At 33.9% G+C, this 21325-nt stretch carries 22 protein-coding genes; 4 read left to right on the top strand and 18 right to left on the bottom strand.

Annotated elements, in window-relative coordinates; all coding sequences use genetic code 11:
• Positions 1–4 precede the first annotated feature (4 nt).
• Both ACUXVC_RS15340 and ACUXVC_RS15345 read left to right on the top strand, forming a co-directional pair.
• A complete protein-coding gene (locus tag ACUXVC_RS15340) occupies positions 5–310 on the top strand; it encodes an iron-sulfur cluster biosynthesis family protein (RefSeq protein ID WP_141241025.1) in 306 nt (101 codons plus the stop codon).
• 33 nt (positions 311–343) lie between these two features.
• Positions 344–1114 carry a DNA alkylation repair protein gene (locus ACUXVC_RS15345; protein ID WP_446025742.1) on the top strand — a complete coding sequence of 257 codons (771 nt, stop codon included), beginning with the start codon at positions 344–346 and terminating at the stop codon, positions 1112–1114.
• 114 nt (positions 1115–1228) lie between these two features.
• Here ACUXVC_RS15345 and ACUXVC_RS15350 read toward each other — a convergent pair whose 3' ends face one another.
• The 6 genes from ACUXVC_RS15350 to ACUXVC_RS15375 form a co-directional block, all read right to left on the bottom strand.
• Entirely contained in the window at positions 1229–2035 is an 807-nt protein-coding gene (locus tag ACUXVC_RS15350; protein ID WP_053564107.1) for a hypothetical protein, read from the bottom strand.
• Positions 2036–2084: 49 nt separating this feature from the next.
• A complete protein-coding gene (locus tag ACUXVC_RS15355; RefSeq protein WP_000798888.1) occupies positions 2085–3320 on the bottom strand; it encodes a HAMP domain-containing sensor histidine kinase in 1236 nt (411 codons plus the stop codon).
• An 8-nt stretch (positions 3321–3328) separates the two neighbouring features.
• A complete protein-coding gene (locus ACUXVC_RS15360) occupies positions 3329–4027 on the bottom strand; it encodes a response regulator transcription factor (RefSeq protein WP_001035094.1) in 699 nt (232 codons plus the stop codon).
• A 78-nt stretch (positions 4028–4105) separates the two neighbouring features.
• A complete protein-coding gene (locus tag ACUXVC_RS15365) occupies positions 4106–6091 on the bottom strand; it encodes an ABC transporter permease (protein ID WP_098127719.1) in 1986 nt (661 codons plus the stop codon).
• 2 nt (positions 6092–6093) lie between these two features.
• Positions 6094–6801 (bottom strand): ABC transporter ATP-binding protein, encoded by a 708-nt coding sequence (locus ACUXVC_RS15370; protein WP_000407086.1) that lies wholly within the window; start codon positions 6799–6801, stop codon positions 6094–6096.
• A gap of 26 nt (positions 6802–6827) precedes the next feature.
• Positions 6828–7565 (bottom strand): lipoprotein BA_5634 family protein, encoded by a 738-nt coding sequence (locus ACUXVC_RS15375; protein WP_089171351.1) that lies wholly within the window; start codon positions 7563–7565, stop codon positions 6828–6830.
• Between the two features lie 864 nt (positions 7566–8429).
• Here ACUXVC_RS15375 and ACUXVC_RS15380 point away from each other — a divergent pair.
• Positions 8430–9194, top strand: coding sequence for a class I SAM-dependent methyltransferase (locus ACUXVC_RS15380; RefSeq protein ID WP_446025743.1), 765 nt, complete (start codon positions 8430–8432; stop codon positions 9192–9194).
• 57 nt (positions 9195–9251) lie between these two features.
• Here the strand turns inward: ACUXVC_RS15380 and ACUXVC_RS15385 are convergent, their stop codons facing one another.
• The 3 genes from ACUXVC_RS15385 to ACUXVC_RS15395 form a co-directional block, all read right to left on the bottom strand.
• On the bottom strand, positions 9252–9446 hold the full coding sequence (locus ACUXVC_RS15385) for a hypothetical protein (RefSeq protein WP_089171353.1): 195 nt from the start codon (positions 9444–9446) through the stop codon (positions 9252–9254).
• Between the two features lie 737 nt (positions 9447–10183).
• The gene (locus ACUXVC_RS15390) at positions 10184–11041 is read right to left on the bottom strand and encodes a DUF1259 domain-containing protein (RefSeq protein ID WP_095690632.1); all 858 of its coding nucleotides are present in this window, start codon (positions 11039–11041) and stop codon (positions 10184–10186) included.
• A 308-nt stretch (positions 11042–11349) separates the two neighbouring features.
• Positions 11350–11874 (bottom strand): NUDIX hydrolase, encoded by a 525-nt coding sequence (locus tag ACUXVC_RS15395; RefSeq protein ID WP_095690631.1) that lies wholly within the window; start codon positions 11872–11874, stop codon positions 11350–11352.
• Between the two features lie 158 nt (positions 11875–12032).
• On the opposite strand from ACUXVC_RS15395, the gene ACUXVC_RS15400 reads away from it, so the two are divergent.
• Positions 12033–12656 carry a cephalosporin hydroxylase family protein gene (locus tag ACUXVC_RS15400; protein ID WP_276565494.1) on the top strand — a complete coding sequence of 208 codons (624 nt, stop codon included), beginning with the start codon at positions 12033–12035 and terminating at the stop codon, positions 12654–12656.
• Positions 12657–12690: 34 nt separating this feature from the next.
• Here the strand turns inward: ACUXVC_RS15400 and lepB are convergent, their stop codons facing one another.
• The 9 genes from lepB to pxpB form a co-directional block, all read right to left on the bottom strand.
• Complete coding sequence (gene lepB, locus ACUXVC_RS15405; protein ID WP_144465321.1) at positions 12691–13212, bottom strand: signal peptidase I; 522 nt, start codon at positions 13210–13212, stop codon at positions 12691–12693.
• Positions 13213–13293: 81 nt separating this feature from the next.
• Positions 13294–15447: a peptidoglycan D,D-transpeptidase FtsI family protein gene (locus ACUXVC_RS15410; RefSeq protein ID WP_023522349.1), complete on the bottom strand. Its 2154-nt coding sequence runs from the start codon at positions 15445–15447 to the stop codon at positions 13294–13296.
• A gap of 241 nt (positions 15448–15688) precedes the next feature.
• Positions 15689–16417 (bottom strand): NAD-dependent protein deacylase, encoded by a 729-nt coding sequence (locus tag ACUXVC_RS15415; protein WP_144465322.1) that lies wholly within the window; start codon positions 16415–16417, stop codon positions 15689–15691.
• Positions 16418–16492: 75 nt separating this feature from the next.
• Complete coding sequence (gene pcp / locus ACUXVC_RS15420) at positions 16493–17140, bottom strand: pyroglutamyl-peptidase I (protein ID WP_144465323.1); 648 nt, start codon at positions 17138–17140, stop codon at positions 16493–16495.
• 16 nt (positions 17141–17156) lie between these two features.
• Positions 17157–18119, bottom strand: a complete 963-nt coding sequence (locus tag ACUXVC_RS15425) for a DUF979 domain-containing protein (protein ID WP_001021658.1) — start codon at positions 18117–18119, stop codon at positions 17157–17159.
• A gap of 1 nt (position 18120) precedes the next feature.
• Positions 18121–18816, bottom strand: a complete 696-nt coding sequence (locus ACUXVC_RS15430; protein WP_095690626.1) for a DUF969 domain-containing protein — start codon at positions 18814–18816, stop codon at positions 18121–18123.
• A 21-nt stretch (positions 18817–18837) separates the two neighbouring features.
• Positions 18838–19599: a 5-oxoprolinase subunit PxpA gene (gene pxpA, locus ACUXVC_RS15435; RefSeq protein ID WP_098679883.1), complete on the bottom strand. Its 762-nt coding sequence runs from the start codon at positions 19597–19599 to the stop codon at positions 18838–18840.
• An 18-nt stretch (positions 19600–19617) separates the two neighbouring features.
• The gene (locus ACUXVC_RS15440) at positions 19618–20607 is read right to left on the bottom strand and encodes a 5-oxoprolinase subunit C family protein (RefSeq protein ID WP_144465324.1); all 990 of its coding nucleotides are present in this window, start codon (positions 20605–20607) and stop codon (positions 19618–19620) included.
• Positions 20598–21311: a 5-oxoprolinase subunit PxpB gene (gene pxpB, locus ACUXVC_RS15445; protein ID WP_446025744.1), complete on the bottom strand. Its 714-nt coding sequence runs from the start codon at positions 21309–21311 to the stop codon at positions 20598–20600. Before pxpB ends, ACUXVC_RS15440 begins: the two co-directional genes overlap by 10 nt.
• Positions 21312–21325: the final 14 nt, after the last annotated feature.

The following is a 21325-nucleotide window of genomic DNA, read 5'->3' on the forward strand; positions in this document are numbered from 1 at the left end:
TATAATGAACATTCGCATTACTGATGAAGCGAAAGCAGCTATACATAGATTAGAACGTGAAGATAAAAAAATCGTTCGCATTAGAGGAACAATGACGAACTCTTGTAGTATTTTCGTTGATGTCGATTTAATTTGGGATACATATAACGCAGATGATGTTGTATATGAAGATGCAGAGCTTATCGTACAAATGGATTCATTCACGAAAGACTACACTGGTGATACGGTGAAACTTGATTATAAGACGACAGGTTTTAGTGTTACGACTCCGAGTGAGACTTTGGTTTATGGATTGTCGATTAAAAAATAAAAATTGTTTTCATTTGACCACCGAGGTGAAAAAATGGGTAAATATGTTCCGTTAAAATTTTTATTTAATGAAGAATTAGCAGAAAAAATAGCTGATTCTATTTGTAAACACGATCCTTGTTTCTCTAAAAGCATCTTTGTAGATTCTGTAGCTTGTAAAGTTGAAAATTTAGAGTTAAAACAGCGTATTGAAGTAATTGCAGATGAATTACACAATGCTTTACAAAAAGATTTTAATGCCGCAATACATATATTACTGAAAACATTAGGACCAGAAAATACAACAGAAGTAGGCACATTTACAAATGGATATATGTACATGCCTATTGCAAAATACGTTGAAAAATATGGGCTTAACGATTTTAAAATCTCGTTTAATGCAATGTATGAAATAACGAAAAGGAATACTGCTGAATATGCCATTCGGCCCTTTCTTGAAACATACCATGAAGATACACTAAACATATTACAACAGTGGATTCATGACGAAAACAGCCACATTAGGAGATTAGTTTCTGAAGGTACAAGACCAAGGCTTCCTTGGGCTAAAAAAATAGGAGCTCTAAAAGGTGATTTTAAGTACAATTTACAACTTCTTGAACCATTAATGAATGACCCTTCTAAATATGTTCAAAAATCTGTAGCCAATCATATTAACGATATTACGAAAGAAGATAAAGAACTCGTTTTTCAGTGGTTACAGCAATTACGTGATAAACAGCATCCTATTAACTCTTGGATTATAAAGCATGGGTTACGAACGGTGATTAAAAATGGTACTTTACCAAAAGATTTTTGTTTTTGAGTATATTAAATAAAAACGCTATCTTTTCCTATGATTCTAGAAAAAGAATAGCGTTTTTTTACTCGTCCAGCATTTAGTAGGTATAACTTTTTATATTTCAAAAGACTTTTCTCTCTAAAAATATTTTTCATACAAATTTTCACATTCTAAAAAATCTATAAATTTCTTATAATGTGTCACTGTTCTTTCTAAAGCAATCATTAAAACAAAAATAAAATAAATTGCTTGGATTCCATTCATATAATTAAAGAGTGATTCAAATATATATACAATACTTGCAATCATAGAACAAAACCATAAATAAAACTTCATTTTCAGCTTTTTAATTTTTTGCTTAGTTGTCTTACAATACTGGCCATGAACTCTTATAAACAAATAAATTGCTGTATGTAAAATAATAATTGAAAATTGAAAACTTCGATTGTCCTCCGAACTAAATTCAGAAAAATCTATTTCTAATGAATGTAATACTATCCAAATAGAAAATAAAGATAGCAGAAATACATATAAAAAACCAATTAATAATTCAAAAATAAAGAGCCAAGGTTTATTTATGATTGAGTAAAATGGATTTAGATATTTTATGGTTAATAAAAATTTTCTCACTAAATCAGTAATAATAATTGATGTATTAGTTATATTCATATAGAAAAGTAATGTTATTGGAACTAATAACATTATAGTGATGCCCCAAACAGTAATCTTAATGCCTGATAAAAAGAAAACAGCTCCATAAATTATAACTGAAAAAATAAAAGTTGATACTGGAACAAACATTAAAAATGTAAAAGTTCTTATTATGATTAAATCCCCTAAAAAATCTTTTATTATGGAAACGTGTATTTTTTCCTCCTTGTATTTTTTCACAGTATCAACTATTTCTTTCTCAGATAAAAGAAAACACTTCAATCTATTAAACATAAAAAAACCCCTTTATATTAAAAAGATTAAAATATATACCAAACTGTTATTAAAATTTCATAAAAATAATTGTAAATTTTGTATAAGCATTTTTTTCACTTTCAACTGTAATTAAGGCGTGATGTGCCTCTATAATAGCTTTGACAAGTGCCAATCCAATTCCGGTCGATCCGTGCTTTTTAGAACTACTTGATTTATAGAATCGTTCAAAAATATGAGGTAATTCTTCAGCTGAAATTCCCTCTCCAAAGTCTTGGATTACTAGTTCTGTATAGATTGGAGAATTTTTGGCCTGAATCATTATTTTACCACCGGGTTTAGAATGTTCGATTGCATTCTTCAACAGGTTTAACAAAGCTTCCTGCATCCATAATTTGTCGTGAATAACGACTATTTCTCTTGGTGCATTCCAATCAATCAAAATATTTTTATCACTTATCATGCTTTGCAAGCGATTTAGTACTTCCTCAGTCGTATCTACTAAATTCCCTGGCTCTTTATCAAACGAAATCGCTTTTGCATCAATTTTTGCTACTTTTAACAAATTCTGAATTAAGACATTCATTCTAGAAATCTGAATATCATTATTTTGTAGTAATTGAGCTTGTTGCTCTCGGGATAGTTTCTCATTTAACAACATTTCATTATAGATAGAAATAGTTGAAAGCGGCGTTTTTAACTGATGAGATATATCCTGCAACATTTCTCCTAAAAACCGTTTCTCTTCAAGCAAATCATGCATATTTTTTCTAATGATATCCCTCATTGAACGAAATGAAATCGCCAGTTTCGCGAAATCCCCCTCTTTATTTTCATTGATGACAACCGAGTAATCTCCCTCGATTATCTTTTTTGCAGCTCTAGTAAGCTGGCTAATCTTATTGAAAATAATTTTTTGTTGCATGTAGTTTGCAACAAAAAGTAAAAATCCAAAAGCAATCAATCCCCACATCATAAATTGATTGTGATTAATAATTAGATTATTTAAGTGAGGAAAAAATTTTGAATCCAAGTCTTCATATAATCCATATTGCTTTAGGATCTCTGTCCCTTTTTCCTGATATTTACTTGAGTGAGACGAATGACTTGATAAGACTTTCATAATTTCCGCTTCATTTTCTGGATTCTGCTCTACCAACCTAGCTGTAATTTCCCCCCATGTTGCAATAGAGTCTCTTTTCAAATGATCATAAAATAATTGTTGAATAATAAATTGGTAAATCACAAATATAGATAAAAGGACGGCTAGTATCGTCATATAGCTTTTTAACTCGGTATTTTTCATTATCTTGCTCACCCAATCACGTCCTTGCTCCAACGATAACCATATCCTCTTTCGGTAACGATAAACTGTGGTTTTTGAGGATTGTCTTCAACTTTAGCTCTTAAACGCTTTATGTATACAGATAACGTGTTTTCATCAAAAAAAACATTTTCTCCTTCTGTTATTTGTTGTAGGAGTTCATCTCTTTTTAATGCTTTGTGAGAATTCTTCATGAAATTCAATAGCAGCTTGTATTCTAAATTCGTCAATGTAATACTTTCACAATTTTTATAAACCTTGACTAGGTTCGTATCGATTCTTATATTCTCAGATCTTAAAATTTGAGATGGCGTTTCTAGCGACGCTTGTTTACGCAATTGTACTTTCACTCTGGCCATGAGTTCCCTAACCCGAAAAGGTTTGGTTATATAATCATCACCGCCTATATCCAGCCCCATTACCACATTTGCTTCTTCATCTAGTGCAGTTAAGAAAATAATAATCGAATTCTCGTTTTTCTTTTTAAAATACAAACATAAGTCATAACCATTACCATCTGGTAGGCCGATATCAAGGATGGACAAATCAAATGTATTGTGAACAAACTGGTGTTTAGCTTCTTTTACACTGGACGCTCTAATCACCTCATAACCTTCATTTCTCAATGAAAATTCGATGGCTATGCCAAGAGCTTCATCATCTTCAACTAGTAATATTTTTTTATTCAAGTATGCCCTCTCCTTTTTTTCCCCTAGCTTATACTCCAATTACAATAGCCTGGCTATAATCTAGCCAGGCTTATAATATTATTGTTCTCTGATATTATCAATAATATTATCTTGTTGAATTTTTTTCAATGGATTTAAGACTGCTAAATAACTAATTATTAAAGCTGAAACAAACGTAATGATACAAGCCTCATAGGGAATCGTCCATGTCATTTTCAACATATCAGATATAGCTAAATATATAATATAAGACAATATACAGCCAAAAAAGATTCCTTGTAAACTTCCAGAAAAACCGTAAATCAAAGCTTCATAGGTAATCATTTTTTTCAAATCCTTTTGTGACATACCAATGGATTTCAAAGCGGCCAATTCTTTTCGTCTAGTCATGATACTTATAGTTATAGTATTGAGGATATTAACGCTACTAATTAAAGAAATGACTGTGATGAAACCATATGCAAGCACTTGTAAAGTAAGTTTTTCTTCTTTTTTTGTTTTATTTTCTTGATAATTATTTACGATTGTAATGGAATAGCTTTTTCCAATCGTGTTTTCTATTTCCTTTACTGTCGCGGAAGATTGAGTTACATCCTTTAATTTAGTTTCAAAGCTATTCTCCTTTTTTTCGTATACTTTAGATATATTTTCAAGTGATTTCAATTGATACAAAACTTGTTCACCTTCAGCTAAATGAGCTGGATTATTATCCACTATCTTAATTGTAATATCCGATTTAATAGATAACTTATCAACAGATTTAGATGCAAATGCAACACTCATTAAATACGAGAAAGTAATAAATAACACACTACTTATAATAATTGATAAGATTGTAATGGTATAGCGATTTTTATTTCGCTTAACATTTTTCATAGCCATGCTCAAAGGAATAGATAAAGGTTTTTTCACCATGGAATTCTTTTGTTTTTTGATTTGTTCCTTTTTAATTGACAACCTGCTACTAATTGCCAACAAAGGGGAGATTTTCCCTGCAAAATAAGCTGGGTACAAACTTGACGCTATTACAGAAAGCAAGGTAATAATCGAACTTACTAGTAAAATATTCCAATCAACATAAAATATCGAGACCGCTTTACTATTTTCCATTAAAAGTGAAAAAGTGAACTGCAGAGAGGCAAGTGCTATTAGGCTACATATAATTCCAATTGGTATAGCGATAACAGCCAGAAAAGTAGCTTCTCTCAGAACGATTTGTCTAATTTGCTTTCGTGTTGCACCAATGCTTCTCAACAAGCCAAACTGCCTCGTTCGTTCTACGACACTGATTTGAAAAGCGTTGTAAATCACAACAATTGTCGCTATCACAACAATGCTGATTGTAATAATTAGCGTAGCCATAATCGAATTATTGTAACCTGGTTTCTCTAATTGAATTAATTCATTACTTATATTAATATTATTTTCTCCGGAAATGGTCTTGAGTCCCTCTAAAACCTCATTAAAGTTTGCTTTTGAGCTAATTCCAACTAATATTTTTCCTTCACCAGCGCTAAACTTACTCTTATAGGTTAGTAACCGTCCCACCTTATTTTCCTGTGTATATGTACTATCACTTAGAAAACCAACCAATTTGTATTTTTTTTCATTTAATTCGAATGAATCACCTATTTGAATATTTTCTTTTATATAAGGTAATACCCAGGGATCAACAGCAACTTCTTGATCATTAGATGGCAATCTGCCCTTAATAATACTGTATTTTAAAAATTCCAAGGCGTTATCATCAGCAAAATTCATTTTTACAGCAGCCTCTCCAACTTGGACTGTTTCTCCCTGTGACATTAAACCAAATGATTCAATTTGCGGGTTATATTTAATTTTTTTCAATATCGATTCATCGTAATTTAATACAACGGCATGAAAAGAATACCCTTGCCTCTTTTTCGTATTCTCGATTTGAGAAATCTGAGTACCGTTCATAAATAGGCCGATTGTAGAAATTAACGATACAGAGAGTACGATTCCTATCAAAGTTAAAATTGTTCGTTTCTTATTTCCCTTTAAGTATCTCCTGCTTAATTGTTTATAATTACCAATCAAGATTAGTTTCCTCCCGTCTTAGGCTTATTCGTGGATAGCCACTGATCGGAAATGATTTGGCCATCTTCAATTGTAATAATACGGTCAGAAGTTGATGCAATTTTTAAATCGTGAGTAATCAATACAATAGTTTGATTATATTTTTTTGCTGTCAATCTTAATAAATCCATGACTTCTTTTGTGTTTTGAGTATCCAGATTTCCTGTAGGTTCATCAGCTAAGATTAAATGTGGGCGATTTATAAGTGCCCTCCCAATCGAAACCCGTTGTTGCTGACCTCCTGATAATTCAGATGGTAAATGATTTCGTCTTTCATGAAGTCCCAGAATTTCAATAATTTCGTCCATATAAGGATTATCTACAGGTTCATTATCTAGTAAAGTGGGCAAAGCTATATTCTCTTGCACATTCAATACAGGAATTAAATTAAAGAACTGAAATATAAAACCAACTTTTCTTCTTCTAAATATCGAAAGTTCATTATCTGAATAATTATAAATATTGTTCTCTCCAATAAATACTTGTCCTGAACTCGGACGGTCCAACCCTCCCAAAATATGCAACAATGTACTTTTACCTGAGCCAGAAGCTCCTACGATTGAAACAAATTCCCCTTGCTGTATAGAAAGATTTATGCCCTTCAAAGCATCTACCCTACTATTTCCTTCACCATAACTTTTGACTACATTTTCTATTCTTACGATTTCCATTTATATCACCTTATTTTCATTTTAATTTAGTCTTGTACCTCTACAAAGTTTATTTTATTCTGATTATTCGAAGAGAGCTTATCAATCTGTTGTAAAACTTTGTCTACTTCTTGTTTGTTTTTATAATCAAAATTACGTTTTTGAAATTGAATCAATTTCATTATTGACTCTGATTCAGAAATTGTATTATAGTCTTGGTCGTTTAGAATAACAAGGTTCATTGGAACATACCCAATCCAAATTTGCTGTTTAACATACTGGGCAGATACCATCTTACCGTTCAAATTCAACTGGTTATTTTCAAAATTATCAACCATAGAATCCTTAGCCGCATAAGAAAATAATAGATTCTGATCACTAGATACTTTATTTTTATCTTTCACCCTCTCAGAAATAATAGATGCTAAATTTGGATCTTTTCTAGCTCTTAGAAGTCCCTTATTAAATAATTTTACCGCGGTAGAACTATTAATAACTGCATATTCTGTAGTGTTGATTTCAAATTCTTCATTTGTATCATTTTGTTTCTTATCTTCTTCTGATAATGGAATCCTTTTTGTTGTTGTGACGTACTTTACCTTATAGTCTATTGATTGTTTAGTGTCATCTTTAAACTCTTGTTTAACTTTTTCTACGTCAGTTGCAGTACCACTAACTAGAATCCCATCGACTGGTTGTCCTGGACCTTGCACATAACGTTTTACTCCTAATCCTATTCCTATAAAAATAGCAATAACAACCGTATAACTTATAATTTTTTTCATTAGAATACTCCTTTAGTAAATGATTTATATCTGGATTATAGATGAGTTTTTTTCATAAGTTAATGACTTCTATCTAACTATGTGACTTCTAATCTTACAATTTTGTAAGATTAGTATTCCCCATGCTCAACAAGCTAAATTTATATAATAATAATCTTATACGTTATTATTCTCTTTTTTATTGAAACGGGTCGAATCACAGGCAATAACCCGACCTATAATGATTAATGTTACAGATAATAACTTAAGGCCCGTCTTATATATAATCTAAATCTTTAAAATAAACAAAGGATATTACTCCTAATACAGCACCAACTATCCCTAGCATCAAACCCTTATACTTTTGTATAAACATCTTATTCCTCTTTTCGTACAAATAAATTATTCCATATATAACAATACTAAATTATGGAATGTTTCCAAAGAATTAAAACGTTTTTATATTCCGTTTATATGTCTACTTCTTTACTTATCCCATAGATAAGTAAATCCAAAGGGATACAAAAACGTCACTTCTTTTATAAACAGTACGACTTTATTGTTACTTAATAGTAGTGAGAAATATCACATATCTCATAAAAGGGCTGGGCGGAAATTTAAGTTTACTAAATACCTTTTCTAAAGTTTGAGTGCACCCTTTTTCTGTACACTCCATCCAATCTTTCATCAAACAACTACCTTCTCCTATAATTTCAAAGGATTCCCACTCGATTATCCCGAATATATAAATTACTATTCTCACAAGGAGCGAATTTATATGAATCTATTCGAACACGAAACGTAAAACCGTTCCCCTTTCATAAGAGGTCCTCCTTTTTTCTTTTCTCACCATATCATTTACTTACAAAATAGGAGGATACAATTATGAAACGTGATCCATTATTTTTAACTTTATTAGAAAGTGCAAATACACATTTTAGCGGCTGGGATTTTTCTTTCATTTCAGAAGCGGGTCGAATGAAGAGTGAGCCTTTATCGTGGTCGTACGGCAGTACTGCTTTCCAGCTTATGCAACATGCAGAATCAATGCTCGATATGGGTACTGGCGGCGGAGAGTTTTTATCTATGTTACAACCGTTCCCGTCAACTATTTATGCTACTGAGGGCTACACTCCAAACGTGCCAATTTCTCGAAAGAAATTAGAGCCTTTAGGGGTTACTGTTGTAGAGGTGAACGATGATACTGCATTGCCATTTCAAGATGGTCAGTTTAATCTAATCCTAAACCAACATGAATCATATGCTGCTTCTGAAGTAAAAAGAATCCTTTCTCCAAATGGAACATTTCTTACACAACAAGTTGGCGGTCTCGATTGCGCGGAACTTAATGACCAATTTGACACACCACTAAATAGTGAATTTGCAAGTTGGTCGCTTGAAGCGGCATGTAATGAACTACAGGAAAACGGATTTACTATCTTAGAAACAAAAGAAGAATTCCCTTTCCAACGCTTTTATGATATTGGCGCTATCGTCTATTATTTAAAAGCAATTCCGTGGCAAATTCCTGATTTCACTGTCGAAAGGTATTATGAGGAGTTATATCGTATACATGAGATTATCTTGCAAAAAGGATATTTTGATGTGAAGCAACATCGCTTTATCATTAAGGCCATTCGAGGCTGGTAATATAAAATACTAAATACAAAAAGAGTGCTTTTCTTCAAAGCACTCTTCCTAAAAAATTTACCACTCTTTACGTTCATCACAATCACAGTCACGATCATGATTACGTTTACGTCGACATTTATCACAATCGCAATCACGGTCACGTTTACAACGACATTCATCACAGTCTCTATGTCTACATCTACAAAACATTAAATCATCCCAAAATCTATTACAATTTCGGAAATGTCTAAAATTACAATTACACCCCATAACTACCAGACCCTCCTCTTTTTAATAAGACTCATCCTATTCTATGTTTAAATTTCAAATACGGCTTGTTTACTAGTCTATTTTTTCTACCTATCTTTCCTTAACAACAAATAAGACGCTAACCAAATAAAGGTTGCGCCTACAAGCATTAATATTGTTTTAATCAAATTAAAAACATCGCTTTAATTTTGTCCATATATTTGATAATAGCTTGAGTCATAACTTTCCCTTCATAATAATATTCAACTGTATCATCCTTGCCAGTAAACTTAACTAATACTATATTCTTGTTTCCCATTACCTTCACTTTCCTCCAAAATAAAAAGCATCCTCCCTGGATACTATGTAATTACTTATTATATTGTAATTCAAATAAGGTACATGAAATTTCATTTTTCTTTCAGCTACCTAATGTTGTTAAATCTATCTTCATTACATACTTTATTAAATAGTTAGAAGAAGAGCAAAAGCCCTTCTCCGTATACACAACGTGAATTGCAATTGAATGTGAAATTGCAATTCAACTATTCATTCACTCTGCAACCATCGCCATCGGTTATGACGATCCATTTTCAGTTATAAGGAATTGTATGAGCAATGTTTTCTGCCGCCGCTCACAATACAAATATATCACGTTGATTCTAAAACAACTGGCACATTTACTGCCAAAAGGCGGTTACGACTCTGCCAATTATTATAAAATAGCAAGTTCTTTTAGTTAAATTACCTTATTAAAACTAACCCAAAAACGCAATCGCATTTTTCGTTTTTCTCGCAAATGCAATTGGATCTTCTATCGATTCCCAGTGAACATATATTAAATGAGGATTATCATCTAGCCAATGATTGTGAAATGCCGATACTTTAAAGCCAAATCTCAGAAGTTGTGAAATTAGTTGATCAGTCTGATCTTGAGTCGTTGCCGTTTCACCTAAACAAAGTGCAACTTCGGATGGATCGAGGGATTCGAACGAAAAAAGTTGATGCCCCACAAGAGGTGAATTTGCAGGTCTTCCAAAGATAGTCGCTCCAAAATTCACATTCCGCATAACAAAACATACAGGCCCTGGTTCAATTTCACCTTCACCACCTAATGTAGCAGTAAATTCATCACATAATGCTTGAAATTCTGGAGATACTACAGGTGGTGGCAAATCTGGTGGTAATACTGGACCTAAGAAATCAATAGATTCTCTTGATTTTCTCGCAAATGCAATCGGATCATCTATCGATTCCCAGTGAATATAAAATAAACGTGGATTTTCATTTATCCAGTGATTGTGCAAACCTGATACGATAATACCGCGATCACGAAGATTAGTAAGGACTTGTTCAACCTGATTTTCAAAAGCTGCAGTTTCCCCTAAACAAAGTGCATTTCCTGATTCATCAAGAGATTCAAACGAAAAAAATTGATAATTAACCAAAGGTGAATTTGATTTTCTTCCTAATACTGTTTCATCAAATATTCTAGTTCGAGTTACAGTACATACAGGTCCTGGATCAATTGAATGATCAGTACCACCTAGAATATCAAAAAAGCGTTGACATAGATTTTCAAATACTGGATCTACTTGTCGATTTTCTATTTCCATAGTATATTCCTCCTAAAATTTTATAGGATTATCTTCCTAAAATTGCAGAAGACAATATATTCTATGCTAGCAATCTAGTAACTGCTTAGACAATTATGAAAGATTAATAGAGAACCATAGCAAGTTATTCAATGTACATACTATATTTCAAATTATGTTACACGATAAAGTTATAGACATATAATAAGGAGCACTTTAAACATGTCTTTTTCTCAGTTAAATAATGAGAGCAATCAACTTATAAATGTCGATTGCTCTATTAAAATATTCTCTACTAGATTATAAGATTGATTGTTTTCGTATTCTTTCTATTGAGAAACAAGTTGTTTTTCATATCGCTTGTTCGCATCATCTTCTTTCAAACATACAGTTGTGTAATTAATAATATTCCGGTTATCGTACGTGAATATATGTTTTAACTTATTTTCTTCTGTTAATACTGTCGGTAAGTATTTTGGTAAATTGCTAACTACACCTCTATTATCACCATCTAATATCCAATCAATTTCTTTCCATTCTAATAAGCCTTCAGCCGTACGTAATGGTGTATTCATTTGCATTCCATCTGGCAAATCAGCAACGAACACATACATTCCTTCACTAGCCTGGGGCTGATCTTTACCTTTAAAACCAACAGTCCCTTTATACGTTACACTTGAAAGTTCTATGCCCGTTTCCTCAAACGTTTCTCTAATTATTCCTTCGTATGGCGTTTCATTCTCTTCTATTTTTCCTCCAACACCATTCCACATCCCCATATTCGGCTTTTTATTTCTATTTAATAGCAGTATTTTATCGCTTTTTCTAATAAAGCAAATTGTGTATTTGTACATACGATCATTTCCTTTCATTTTCCACATGAGTTATTTGGCTTATTTTCAATTAAAAACACTCGCCTTATAATTCCTTACTACATAATATATAGTACAACTTTCATGCGTAAACACTTTACGTCAAACGAGAGAATCCTTTTTAGAAAGGAGAATTTAAAATCGATAATATAAGTAATGAATTTTTAAACCAATATTACAACGGCATCGTGTGGTTAAACGATACACACTGGTTCGGGGTTCCAATCTGTAAACTTCCCTCTGATCTCTTTTTGTATCAAGAAATTATTTATGAATTAAAGCCCGATTTAATTATTGAATGCGGGACTTTTCACGGTGGTAGTGCACTGTATTTAACTTCTATGTTAGATTTAATTGGAAAAGGTCACGTACTTACTATCGATATAACTCCGCAGCCAAATCGGCCATCACATAATCGGATTACGTATTTAACAGCATCTTCTGTTTCTGTGCAGGCCATCCAAACAATAGTAAGTATGCGCAAACCTGATGATGTGATTTTAGTTATTTTAGATTCTGATCATAGTAAAGAGCATGTTTCCAAAGAACTCTTGCTATATAAATCTATCGTCACTACTGGCAGTTATATAATTGTAGAAGATACCTCCATTAACGGAAATCCGCTTCTTCCCGATTGGGGTCCTGGCCCAATGGAAGCTGTGGAAGAGTTTTTAACTAAAAACAATAACTTCATAATCGACGAGTCTAAACATAAATTTTTCATATCATTTAATCCAAAAGGTTTTTTAAAGAAAATAAAGTGAAACTTTAATAAGTGGGGTTTTGCTCATCCCCCACTTATTCTATCATTTTCATTTTTGAAAAAGGATAATATACGAATTCCACCTTGCCAATTATGTTATCTTCTTCAATATATCCTAAGCCATTGCGACTATCTCTACTTACTTCGCGGTTATCTCCCATTACAAATAACTTATTTGGCGGAATTTTTGTCTTTTGAAAGTTATAAAACACTTGTGTGTTGTTAAATAAATCTTTGTTCGTATATGGTTCTTCTTGCTTTTTATCGTTCACATATACCTTTCCGTTCGTTATGTTAATTACATCACCAGGAAGCCCTATTACACGTTTCACATAATATTTCGATTCATCCTCTTCTTTTATAATGACAATTTCTCCGTGTTGTAAATTAGAAAGACGTACTACCGCTTTATTTACAAATACGTAGTCTTCTTCATATAAAGTCGGCTGCATCGATTCCCCTTCCACCTTACATAAAGTAAAAGAATGGTAGCCTATGACTATCACCAATATAAATAGCATGTACTTTCCCCAGCCTCTCTTAATCTCCTTTTTCATATCCATTCCCACCTTATAAAGCGCTTTTTAACTCAAAAAATATATCACTGCACAATATGTTTCCATGCAGTGATACTATTTTTACTGTGCCTTGTTCGGTTGTTCTACTGGAATTGAATTTGTATTTGATCTATTTGTTTTTAATTCAAAATACGCATCCAAAATCTCTTTACCAATCGCAGAATTAATTCCTGATTTATCATCATTCACCCATGGTACAACAACTGAAAAAGCTACTTCCGGATCCGCATCATATGGTGCATAACCGGCAAGAGTTAAATTATAACATTTTTTTCGGTTGTTGTTCTCATCTCTTCCAATATCACTTTCTCCACCATATACTGTCTCAGCTGTTCCTGTTTTTCCCGCTGGTTTATATGGTAGACCTTTAAATGTTCCGGTTCCGGTTCCGTCAGCTTCTTGAAAAACTCTTCTAAATCCTTCTTTTACATGATTAATGTACGAAGTTTCCATATCCACTCTATTTAATACAACTGGTTCAATCGACCGAACAACTTTTCCTGCATCCTCTGGTCTATTCGGTTGCTCTCTAACTTCTTGTACAATTTGTGGTTTCATTCGGTAACCGCCATTTGCAATGGTTGAAATATATTGCGCAAGCTGAAGCGGCGTATATGTATCATACTGTCCAATCGCGTAATCAAGTAAAAATCCGGGTATGTTATCAGTTCTACCTATTTGACCGATTGATTCATTTGGCAGGTCAATACCAGTGGACACACCTAGGCCAAATTGTCTAAAATAGTAGCGCATTTTATTAAATGTTTCTTGTTTAATATCTAATGGATTGTTTGGAACATAATTAATGCCTGCCATTTTTAAAGCTGTATTAAACATATAAACGTTCGATGACACTTGCAAAGCTCTTAAATCATCAATATCCCCAAATTCTTTCCACGATTTCTTCGGCTTAGAACTTCCTTTAAAATACATTGGCGCATCAAAGAAGTGTGTATACGGCTTAATCGCTTCTGTTTGATATCCAGTTAATAAAGTAGCCCCTTTTACAGTTGACCCTAACTCATAAGAACTTGTCATCGTTCCTAATGCATAATCTTCTATTTGCATACCGCCATCTTTATTTACAATTTTCTTTCCTGCCATTGATAAAATTTGACCGTTTTTCGGATTCATCATTACTACGAACGCACGATCCATCATCGGCTCTGCAGCATGAAAGGCTCGTAAATTCTTTTCAAGGCTTCCCTCTACTCTTTTCTGTAAATCCATATCGACTGTTAACATCAAGTTATTTCCACTTTTTCCTTCAGTCACTTTTTCTGTTCGAACAATCTTCCCTGCTTTATCCATAATATTTTTAGACTGTTCTTTCGTTCCATGTAGTGCATCTTCGTATTGTTTTTCGATGTAACTTTTACCAATACGGTCGTTTCGATTATAATCACGAACTAAATAATAATCTAATTGTTCTCTTGGTAACCCTTCATTTTCATTAGAAACGCTACCTAGTATAGAGCGCAGTATTTTATCATTTGGGTATTCACGTTCCCAATCTACTGTTGTATCTACCCCCGGTAAACTTGCCAACCTTTCACTAACGACAGCATATTCATTTTCACTTACATCTTTTTTTACGATTTGCGGCGTCATTTTATATCCCGCATTCATTTTGCTTTTAATTACTAATACTTCTATATCTTCCTTTGAAAGCTCATTTAATTCTTCTTGTGTAATTCTTTCCCGGCGCAGTTCTTCTACTTTTTTATCTAACTCTTTTCCTTCTATTTCTTGCTTTCTAAATTTACTCTCATCTTCTTTCGTTACTTTCGCTGCTGCCCGCTTTTCATTTAACTGCATCCAAAAATCTTTTTTATCTGTCTCTGTTAACTTATCCATGTCCTCTTGCGACATTTCAATTAGCTTAGCTAAATCTCTTGCTACTTGTAAAACTTCTTTCGAGTCCACTCCTCTCATTTTCGTATATGTAACGGTTCGTAATGGTTTATTATTTACAATAACGTGACCTTGTCGATCAAACATTTTCCCTCTAGGAACGGGAGTACTTACCGTTACATCTTCCTTTTTGTTTACTTCATTTCTATACGTTTCTCCATCAATGATTTGTACTTTACCTAATTGAATTATAATAGCTGAAAATAAAAGAAAGACAATAAAAAATAGTACATTTAACCGAAATGGAATATGAGTCTTTTTCTTTTTCGATTGTTTTTTCTGCTCCTTTTTCTGTCTCATTTCGCTCCCTCGCTTCGTTCTATTAACATTTCTACGCAAAATCATTATGTATCAAATTTATTTATATGATATATATAGAATTTTATATTAATTACTAAAGAAATAAAAGATTTAATTTTCAGTTTTTTAATTTTATAACCTATTTATTACCATTCCCCTTCATACGTCATAACATGAATTTTATTCAAACAAAAAACTGAGGTGTTCTCTATACACCTCAGTTTTTCATAAATATAATAACTTATTTAACCGACGATAACCCTTCAACAAACTCACCAATCTTATTTTGAAAAACAAAATCAAAGTTATATTCCTGTCCTGTTAACTCTTCATTTACTAAAATAGTTGTTGCTCCTACTTCCCTCTTTGCAATTTGCGGGAATGAAGCGACAGGCTGTACTTTTAGTGACGTTCCCATAACGATAAGCACATCTGTTTCATATAAACGTTTGATTGCATTTTGATATTGCGGCAATGTATCTCCGTATAAAACAACGTCTGGATTTAAAATGAAATTACACTTCTGACAGCGCGGCACTTCATTATTAATCATATACTGTAAATCATAGCCTGATTTACATTTTGGACAATGTGCTGTTTGAAGTGTTCCATGTAAATCAATGACATGCTTACTGCCACCTAATTGATGTAAACCGTCAATATTTTGCGTTAAAATCGTAATATCTTTCCCTTGTTCTTCTAGCGCAGCTAAAAAGCGATGTCCACGATTTGGTTTATATTGATGGAACGTATTAATTTGAAAGATTTCTTTATAATGCTTCCAAAATTCTTTCGGACTTCGGTTATAATACCCTCTTGATAAGTACATCTCCACATTCGCATCAGCATACAATCCATTTGCTGAACGAAAATCTGGAATACCACTCTCCGTACTTGCACCAGCGCCTGTTAATACTGTAATTTTCTTCGCTTTTTCTAAAATTGAACGTACTTCTTCAAATTGTTGCACAAAAATCACCTCTATGTATTTTCCTATTCTTATTATACCAGTTGTTTACATGAGGTGTTGTACAATTCATTTTACTTAATGCGTTGCGCCCCCAACCTCTACAATATCTACTTCAACTGTCGTCGTTACCTCAATCGTCAATTCTATCCCCTTACGAATAGTAGAAAGTGACATACTCGGTTGTCCTGGATAATTACTCGCTTGTTCTGGTAAAAACGGAATATGAATGAATCCTCCTTTTATTTTCTTATCATGTTTCTCTAGTTCATGCATAAGTCCATAGAATAAGTGATTACAAACGAATGTACCTGCCGTTTGTGAAATAGATGACGGTATGCCTTCTTCGCGAAGTTTTTTTACAATTGCTTTCATCGGGAGTGTGGACCAATACGCAATCGCTCCTTCTTCTACAACCGGTACATCTACCGGCCGATTCCCTTCATTGTCAGCAATTCTTGCATCATCAATATTAATTGCGACACGTTCTATCGTAATATCTGGTCTGCCCCCAGCTTGTCCAATGCATATAATAATTTCCGGCGCTAGTTCTTCTATATACTCTTTTAATACGCTTATTGATTTATGAAATACAGTTGGTACTTGTTTGCTTATTATCTTGTATTCTCCAATTGTTTTTTCATGCAAACCTTTTGCTACTTCCCAAGCTGGATTGATATTTTCTCCGCCAAACGGATCAAACCCTGTTAATAATACTGTTTTCATAGTTTTATCCTCCTAATTAGAAACGATATACAAGGCCGTACATAATAAACATATTTATGATAAAAATTGAAAGAGCAATTGGTACTTGTGCTTTAATAACCGCATTTTTATCCTTTAGCTCTAAAAGCATCGCAGGTACGATATTAAAGTTTGCTGCCATTGGAGTAAGTAGCGTTCCACAATATCCAGCAAACATACCGAGTGCTGCCATAATTGCTGGGTTTCCGCCGTGCATTTGAACTATTAAAGGTAAGCCAATTCCGCCAGTAATAACAGCAAACGCTGCGAATGCATTTCCCATTACGACTGTAAATAGCATCATGCCTAAACAGTACGCCATAACAGCAACGAACGGATACTCTGTCGGTAGCACTTGTCCAACTAAGTCTGAAACAACTTGTCCAACGCCAGACTTCGCGAATATACCGCCAAGTGCTGCTAACATTTGTGGCAAAATAACAGCCCAGCCGACAGCTTGTAATAGTCTGCTTCCTTCTTGTACAGGCGTTGTTATTTTTGATTTTGTAATACGCATCGCCGCAACGAATGCGAGTAATGCACCAAGCGCTAATGCAACTAATGTTACTTTATCTGGATCAACAAGAGAGACATTTCCCCATTTAATTTTCCCTAACGTCAACGTACCGATAATTGTAAAAATAGGAATTAATAGTGCAGGCATAAAAATTTTATTTTTTAATTTCTCAGCATGTTTCACACGTTCTTGTACTGGAACTTCTTTTTCCTCTGATTTTGTTACTTTATTTAGTGAAGCTAAAACGACCATAGCGAGCACTATACAGCCAACGTAAAACGAAGGAATTACATTTCCGAATAAAAATGTAACTGCAAACAATGCCCAAAATAAACTAGAACCGAATCTGTTTGGATGTTCACGATCGAATGCGATACGAACAGCGATAAAAGCAACGATTATCCCTAATACATAATAGATTGTATCCATTGTGATGATGTTCATATTAAATTGCCTCCTTCTCTTCTTTTCCTTCTGCCTTCATTGTTTTCTCTATATATTTATCAAACTTTCTAAATCTAATCCAGCTTACAATAAGTGCAGATATTGCTGTCGGAATGCCCCAAAGTGCCATATCCCATACTCCGACATGCATACCTACTGAATCGAAGAATCCTTTCATTAATAAAATAGCTCCAGTTGCGATGAAAATATCTTCTCCGAAAAACCAAGCTGTATTTTCAGCAGCTGCTGCGTTTGCTTTAATCTTTTCTCTTAATTTTTCAGGAAGTTTACCATATTTACCTTGCGCGGCCCCTTCTGCCATCGGTGCAACGAGCGGCCTTACTGTTTGCGCATGCCCACCAATATTAAGCCCTAGTGCTGCTGATGATTCTCTTATCGTAAAATATGACATTAATACTCTTCCAGTTGTTGCTCCTTTTGATTTCGTTATAAGTGCTTCTGCTCTTTCTTTTAAACCGTAACGCTCTAAAATTCCGATTACCGGTAAAGTTAATATAATTGGCATAGACATATATCTATTTTCTATGAAAAATTTACCGAACATGCTGATCACATCATAAAAACTTAATCCTGAAACCATACCAGTAACAATACCTGCAACCATAACTACTAAAAGTGTATTTAATCTAAATAAAAAGCCCACTGCAACAAGTAGTATTCCGATTAATTTAATCATCCCAGCACTTCCCCCTATTTTTTATTTCGGTGCACAAATAGAAATATCATTAAGTTTGAATGTTCTGTATATTCTTTCTGCAAATTGCACTGCTTTTTCCCCATCACCGTGTAAACAAATTGTTTGCGCCTGAACTGCTACTTTCTCTCCATTGACCGCATTTACATGGCCTTCTTTCACCATTTGAAGTACTTGCTTTATCGCTTCGTCTTCATCTTTTATAAGCGCATTTTCTTCTGTACGGCTCGTTAATGTACCATCTTGCTTATATGTACGATCCGCAAAAGCCTCTTGTACAAGAGTTACTTTGTATTTTTCTGCAGCCTGTATAAACGCCTCGCTATTTGCTAATCCATAAAGTAATAGACTTGGATTTATATGATAAATTGCCTTTGCAATTGCATCTGCAATTTCCGGATTAGACGCCGCCATATTATATAAGGCACCGTGCGGCTTTACATGCTGCATTTTCCCGCCTGCCGCTTTCACAAATGCGTCTAATGCGCCTGTTTGATATAGAACATAATCGTATACTTCACTTGCTGAAACATTCATGTTTCTTCTACCAAATCCAATTAAATCAGGAAATCCAGGATGCGCCCCTATTGCTACGTTATGCTCCAAAGCTTTTTCAACAGTTTGACGCATAATAGACGGATCACCCGCATGAAAACCGCAAGCAACGTTTATAGAGGAAACGAACGGAAGAATCTCATCATCATTCCCCATTTTATAAGCGCCAAAACTTTCTCCTAAATCACAGTTTAAATCGATTGTAGTCATAATGTATTCCTCCTAATTTCAGCTTCGTAAAGCGATGAATTTCTTTAATAAATTCATATTTACTTCTTGTTCTATGTACAATTGTTCCGCTTCTTCAAGCGTAATTTTCTCAAAAGAAACATAGTCCCCCGGCTTTAGCTGGGCAAGAAGAGGTAAATCTACTGAAATGATATTTCCCATTCTCGGATAGCCACCTGTCGTTTGCCTATCTGCCATTAATATAATCGGCTGTCCACCATTAGGAACTTGAATGGTTCCAAATGTAACAGGACTCGATAAAATCTCTTTTTCTTCATTCCTATTTAAAACTTCTCCCTCAACCCTATAGCCCATACGGTCAGCATAATTAGATACCTTATACTCTTTCGTAAAAAATGCCTTTCTACTTTCTTCTGTAAATTGATTATATTCAAAGTCAGCTATGACACGAAGCTTAGGATGTTTCTTATACTTTGGTAGTACGCTGTTGCTAATTGCCCACTTCGTTTTTATACACTCATCTTTTTGTAAGTCTTGAATGAAACGATTCGCCATTTCTGGTTGTGCACCAATTTGGAAGTAGTCACCCTTTTTCAGCATTCTTCCTTCTATACCACCAATCGCAGCACGTATGTACGTACTTTTGCTTCCCATTGTACGCTCAATATGTATACCACCCGCAAAAGTTACATACGCTCTGCAACCACTTTTCACTTTTCCAAAACAAAGCATACTACCTTCTTCCGCTAAAATGGGACGCCATAACGGGATACGTTCTCCATTCAATAACGGTTCCATATCTGCTCCGCCAATCGCAAGTAAAGTCGTTTTCTTTATTAACAATTTAGGTCCCATAATCGTCATTTCGAGTCCCGCTTCATTCTCCTCATTACCAACTAACATATTGATCATCCGAAGTGCACTTTGATCCATAGTCCCGCCAACTGGTACACCGTATTGTTGATAATGAGATCGCCCTAAATCTTGGACTGTTGTAAACATTCCTGCATGCAAAACCTCTACATCCATTCTTTAGCCCCCTCAAGTGATACGTACTCTTCCTTCGTTATTGGGATAAATCGTAAATACATACCGCTTTGAATAAAGGTTGGTGTTTCTTCTTCCGGATTAAATAAGGAGATTGGTGTTCGACCAATAATATTCCATCCACCCGGTGTTTCAAGTGGATAAATACCTGTTTGATTTCCGCCGATTCCTACCGAACCAGGTGAGATTTGTAACCGCGGTATTTCTTTTCTAGGTGTTTCTAATTCTTTTGATAGTCCTCCTAAATACGGGAACCCTGGTGTAAAACCTAACATATATACAAAATATGTAGTTTCACTATGTATTCGAATCACATCTTCTACTTGTAAACCTTTATAATGTGCAACCTCTTCTAAATCAGGTCCATATTCTCCCCCGTAGCACACTGGTATAGAAATATGTTTCACATCCTGTTTTACTTCTTCTTTATAAGAATCACACAGCTCCTTTATATACTGGCGAACGTAATCATATGACCTTTCACTTCTCTCATTTCTCTTCCATACTTCGTATACATTGTAGTAAACAGCTAATGAAGTAAACGACGGAACGCACTCAATCATTCCTGCAAACGGATGTTGCTGCAGTGCTTGAAATAACCGCTGTACTTTCTCATATATATCCATCTTAATTTCTTCACCAAATGTAACAATAATTGCTTGATTCCCTAACGCAGAAAATTTCATCCTACTCCCTCTTT

Source organism: Bacillus sp. N6, assembly GCF_052805735.1.

What these genes read in the sequence shown, in the direction of transcription:
- ACUXVC_RS15340 (WP_141241025.1), top strand. Translation starts at nt 5, where the DNA reads ATGAACATTCGCATTACTGATGAAGCGAAAGCAGCTATACATAGATTA.
- ACUXVC_RS15345 (WP_446025742.1), top strand. Translation starts at nt 344, where the DNA reads ATGGGTAAATATGTTCCGTTAAAATTTTTATTTAATGAAGAATTAGCA.
- ACUXVC_RS15350 (WP_053564107.1), bottom strand. Translation starts at nt 2,035, where the DNA reads ATGTTTAATAGATTGAAGTGTTTTCTTTTATCTGAGAAAGAAATAGTT.
- ACUXVC_RS15355 (WP_000798888.1), bottom strand. Translation starts at nt 3,320, where the DNA reads ATGAAAAATACCGAGTTAAAAAGCTATATGACGATACTAGCCGTCCTT.
- ACUXVC_RS15370 (WP_000407086.1), bottom strand. Translation starts at nt 6,801, where the DNA reads ATGGAAATCGTAAGAATAGAAAATGTAGTCAAAAGTTATGGTGAAGGA.
- ACUXVC_RS15375 (WP_089171351.1), bottom strand. Translation starts at nt 7,565, where the DNA reads ATGAAAAAAATTATAAGTTATACGGTTGTTATTGCTATTTTTATAGGA.
- ACUXVC_RS15380 (WP_446025743.1), top strand. Translation starts at nt 8,430, where the DNA reads ATGAAACGTGATCCATTATTTTTAACTTTATTAGAAAGTGCAAATACA.
- ACUXVC_RS15385 (WP_089171353.1), bottom strand. Translation starts at nt 9,446, where the DNA reads ATGGGGTGTAATTGTAATTTTAGACATTTCCGAAATTGTAATAGATTT.
- ACUXVC_RS15390 (WP_095690632.1), bottom strand. Translation starts at nt 11,041, where the DNA reads ATGGAAATAGAAAATCGACAAGTAGATCCAGTATTTGAAAATCTATGT.
- ACUXVC_RS15395 (WP_095690631.1), bottom strand. Translation starts at nt 11,874, where the DNA reads ATGTACAAATACACAATTTGCTTTATTAGAAAAAGCGATAAAATACTG.
- lepB (WP_144465321.1), bottom strand. Translation starts at nt 13,212, where the DNA reads ATGAAAAAGGAGATTAAGAGAGGCTGGGGAAAGTACATGCTATTTATA.
- ACUXVC_RS15410 (WP_023522349.1), bottom strand. Translation starts at nt 15,447, where the DNA reads ATGAGACAGAAAAAGGAGCAGAAAAAACAATCGAAAAAGAAAAAGACT.
- pcp (WP_144465323.1), bottom strand. Translation starts at nt 17,140, where the DNA reads ATGAAAACAGTATTATTAACAGGGTTTGATCCGTTTGGCGGAGAAAAT.
- ACUXVC_RS15425 (WP_001021658.1), bottom strand. Translation starts at nt 18,119, where the DNA reads ATGAACATCATCACAATGGATACAATCTATTATGTATTAGGGATAATC.
- ACUXVC_RS15430 (WP_095690626.1), bottom strand. Translation starts at nt 18,816, where the DNA reads ATGATTAAATTAATCGGAATACTACTTGTTGCAGTGGGCTTTTTATTT.
- pxpA (WP_098679883.1), bottom strand. Translation starts at nt 19,599, where the DNA reads ATGACTACAATCGATTTAAACTGTGATTTAGGAGAAAGTTTTGGCGCT.
- ACUXVC_RS15440 (WP_144465324.1), bottom strand. Translation starts at nt 20,607, where the DNA reads ATGGATGTAGAGGTTTTGCATGCAGGAATGTTTACAACAGTCCAAGAT.
- pxpB (WP_446025744.1), bottom strand. Translation starts at nt 21,311, where the DNA reads ATGAAATTTTCTGCGTTAGGGAATCAAGCAATTATTGTTACATTTGGT.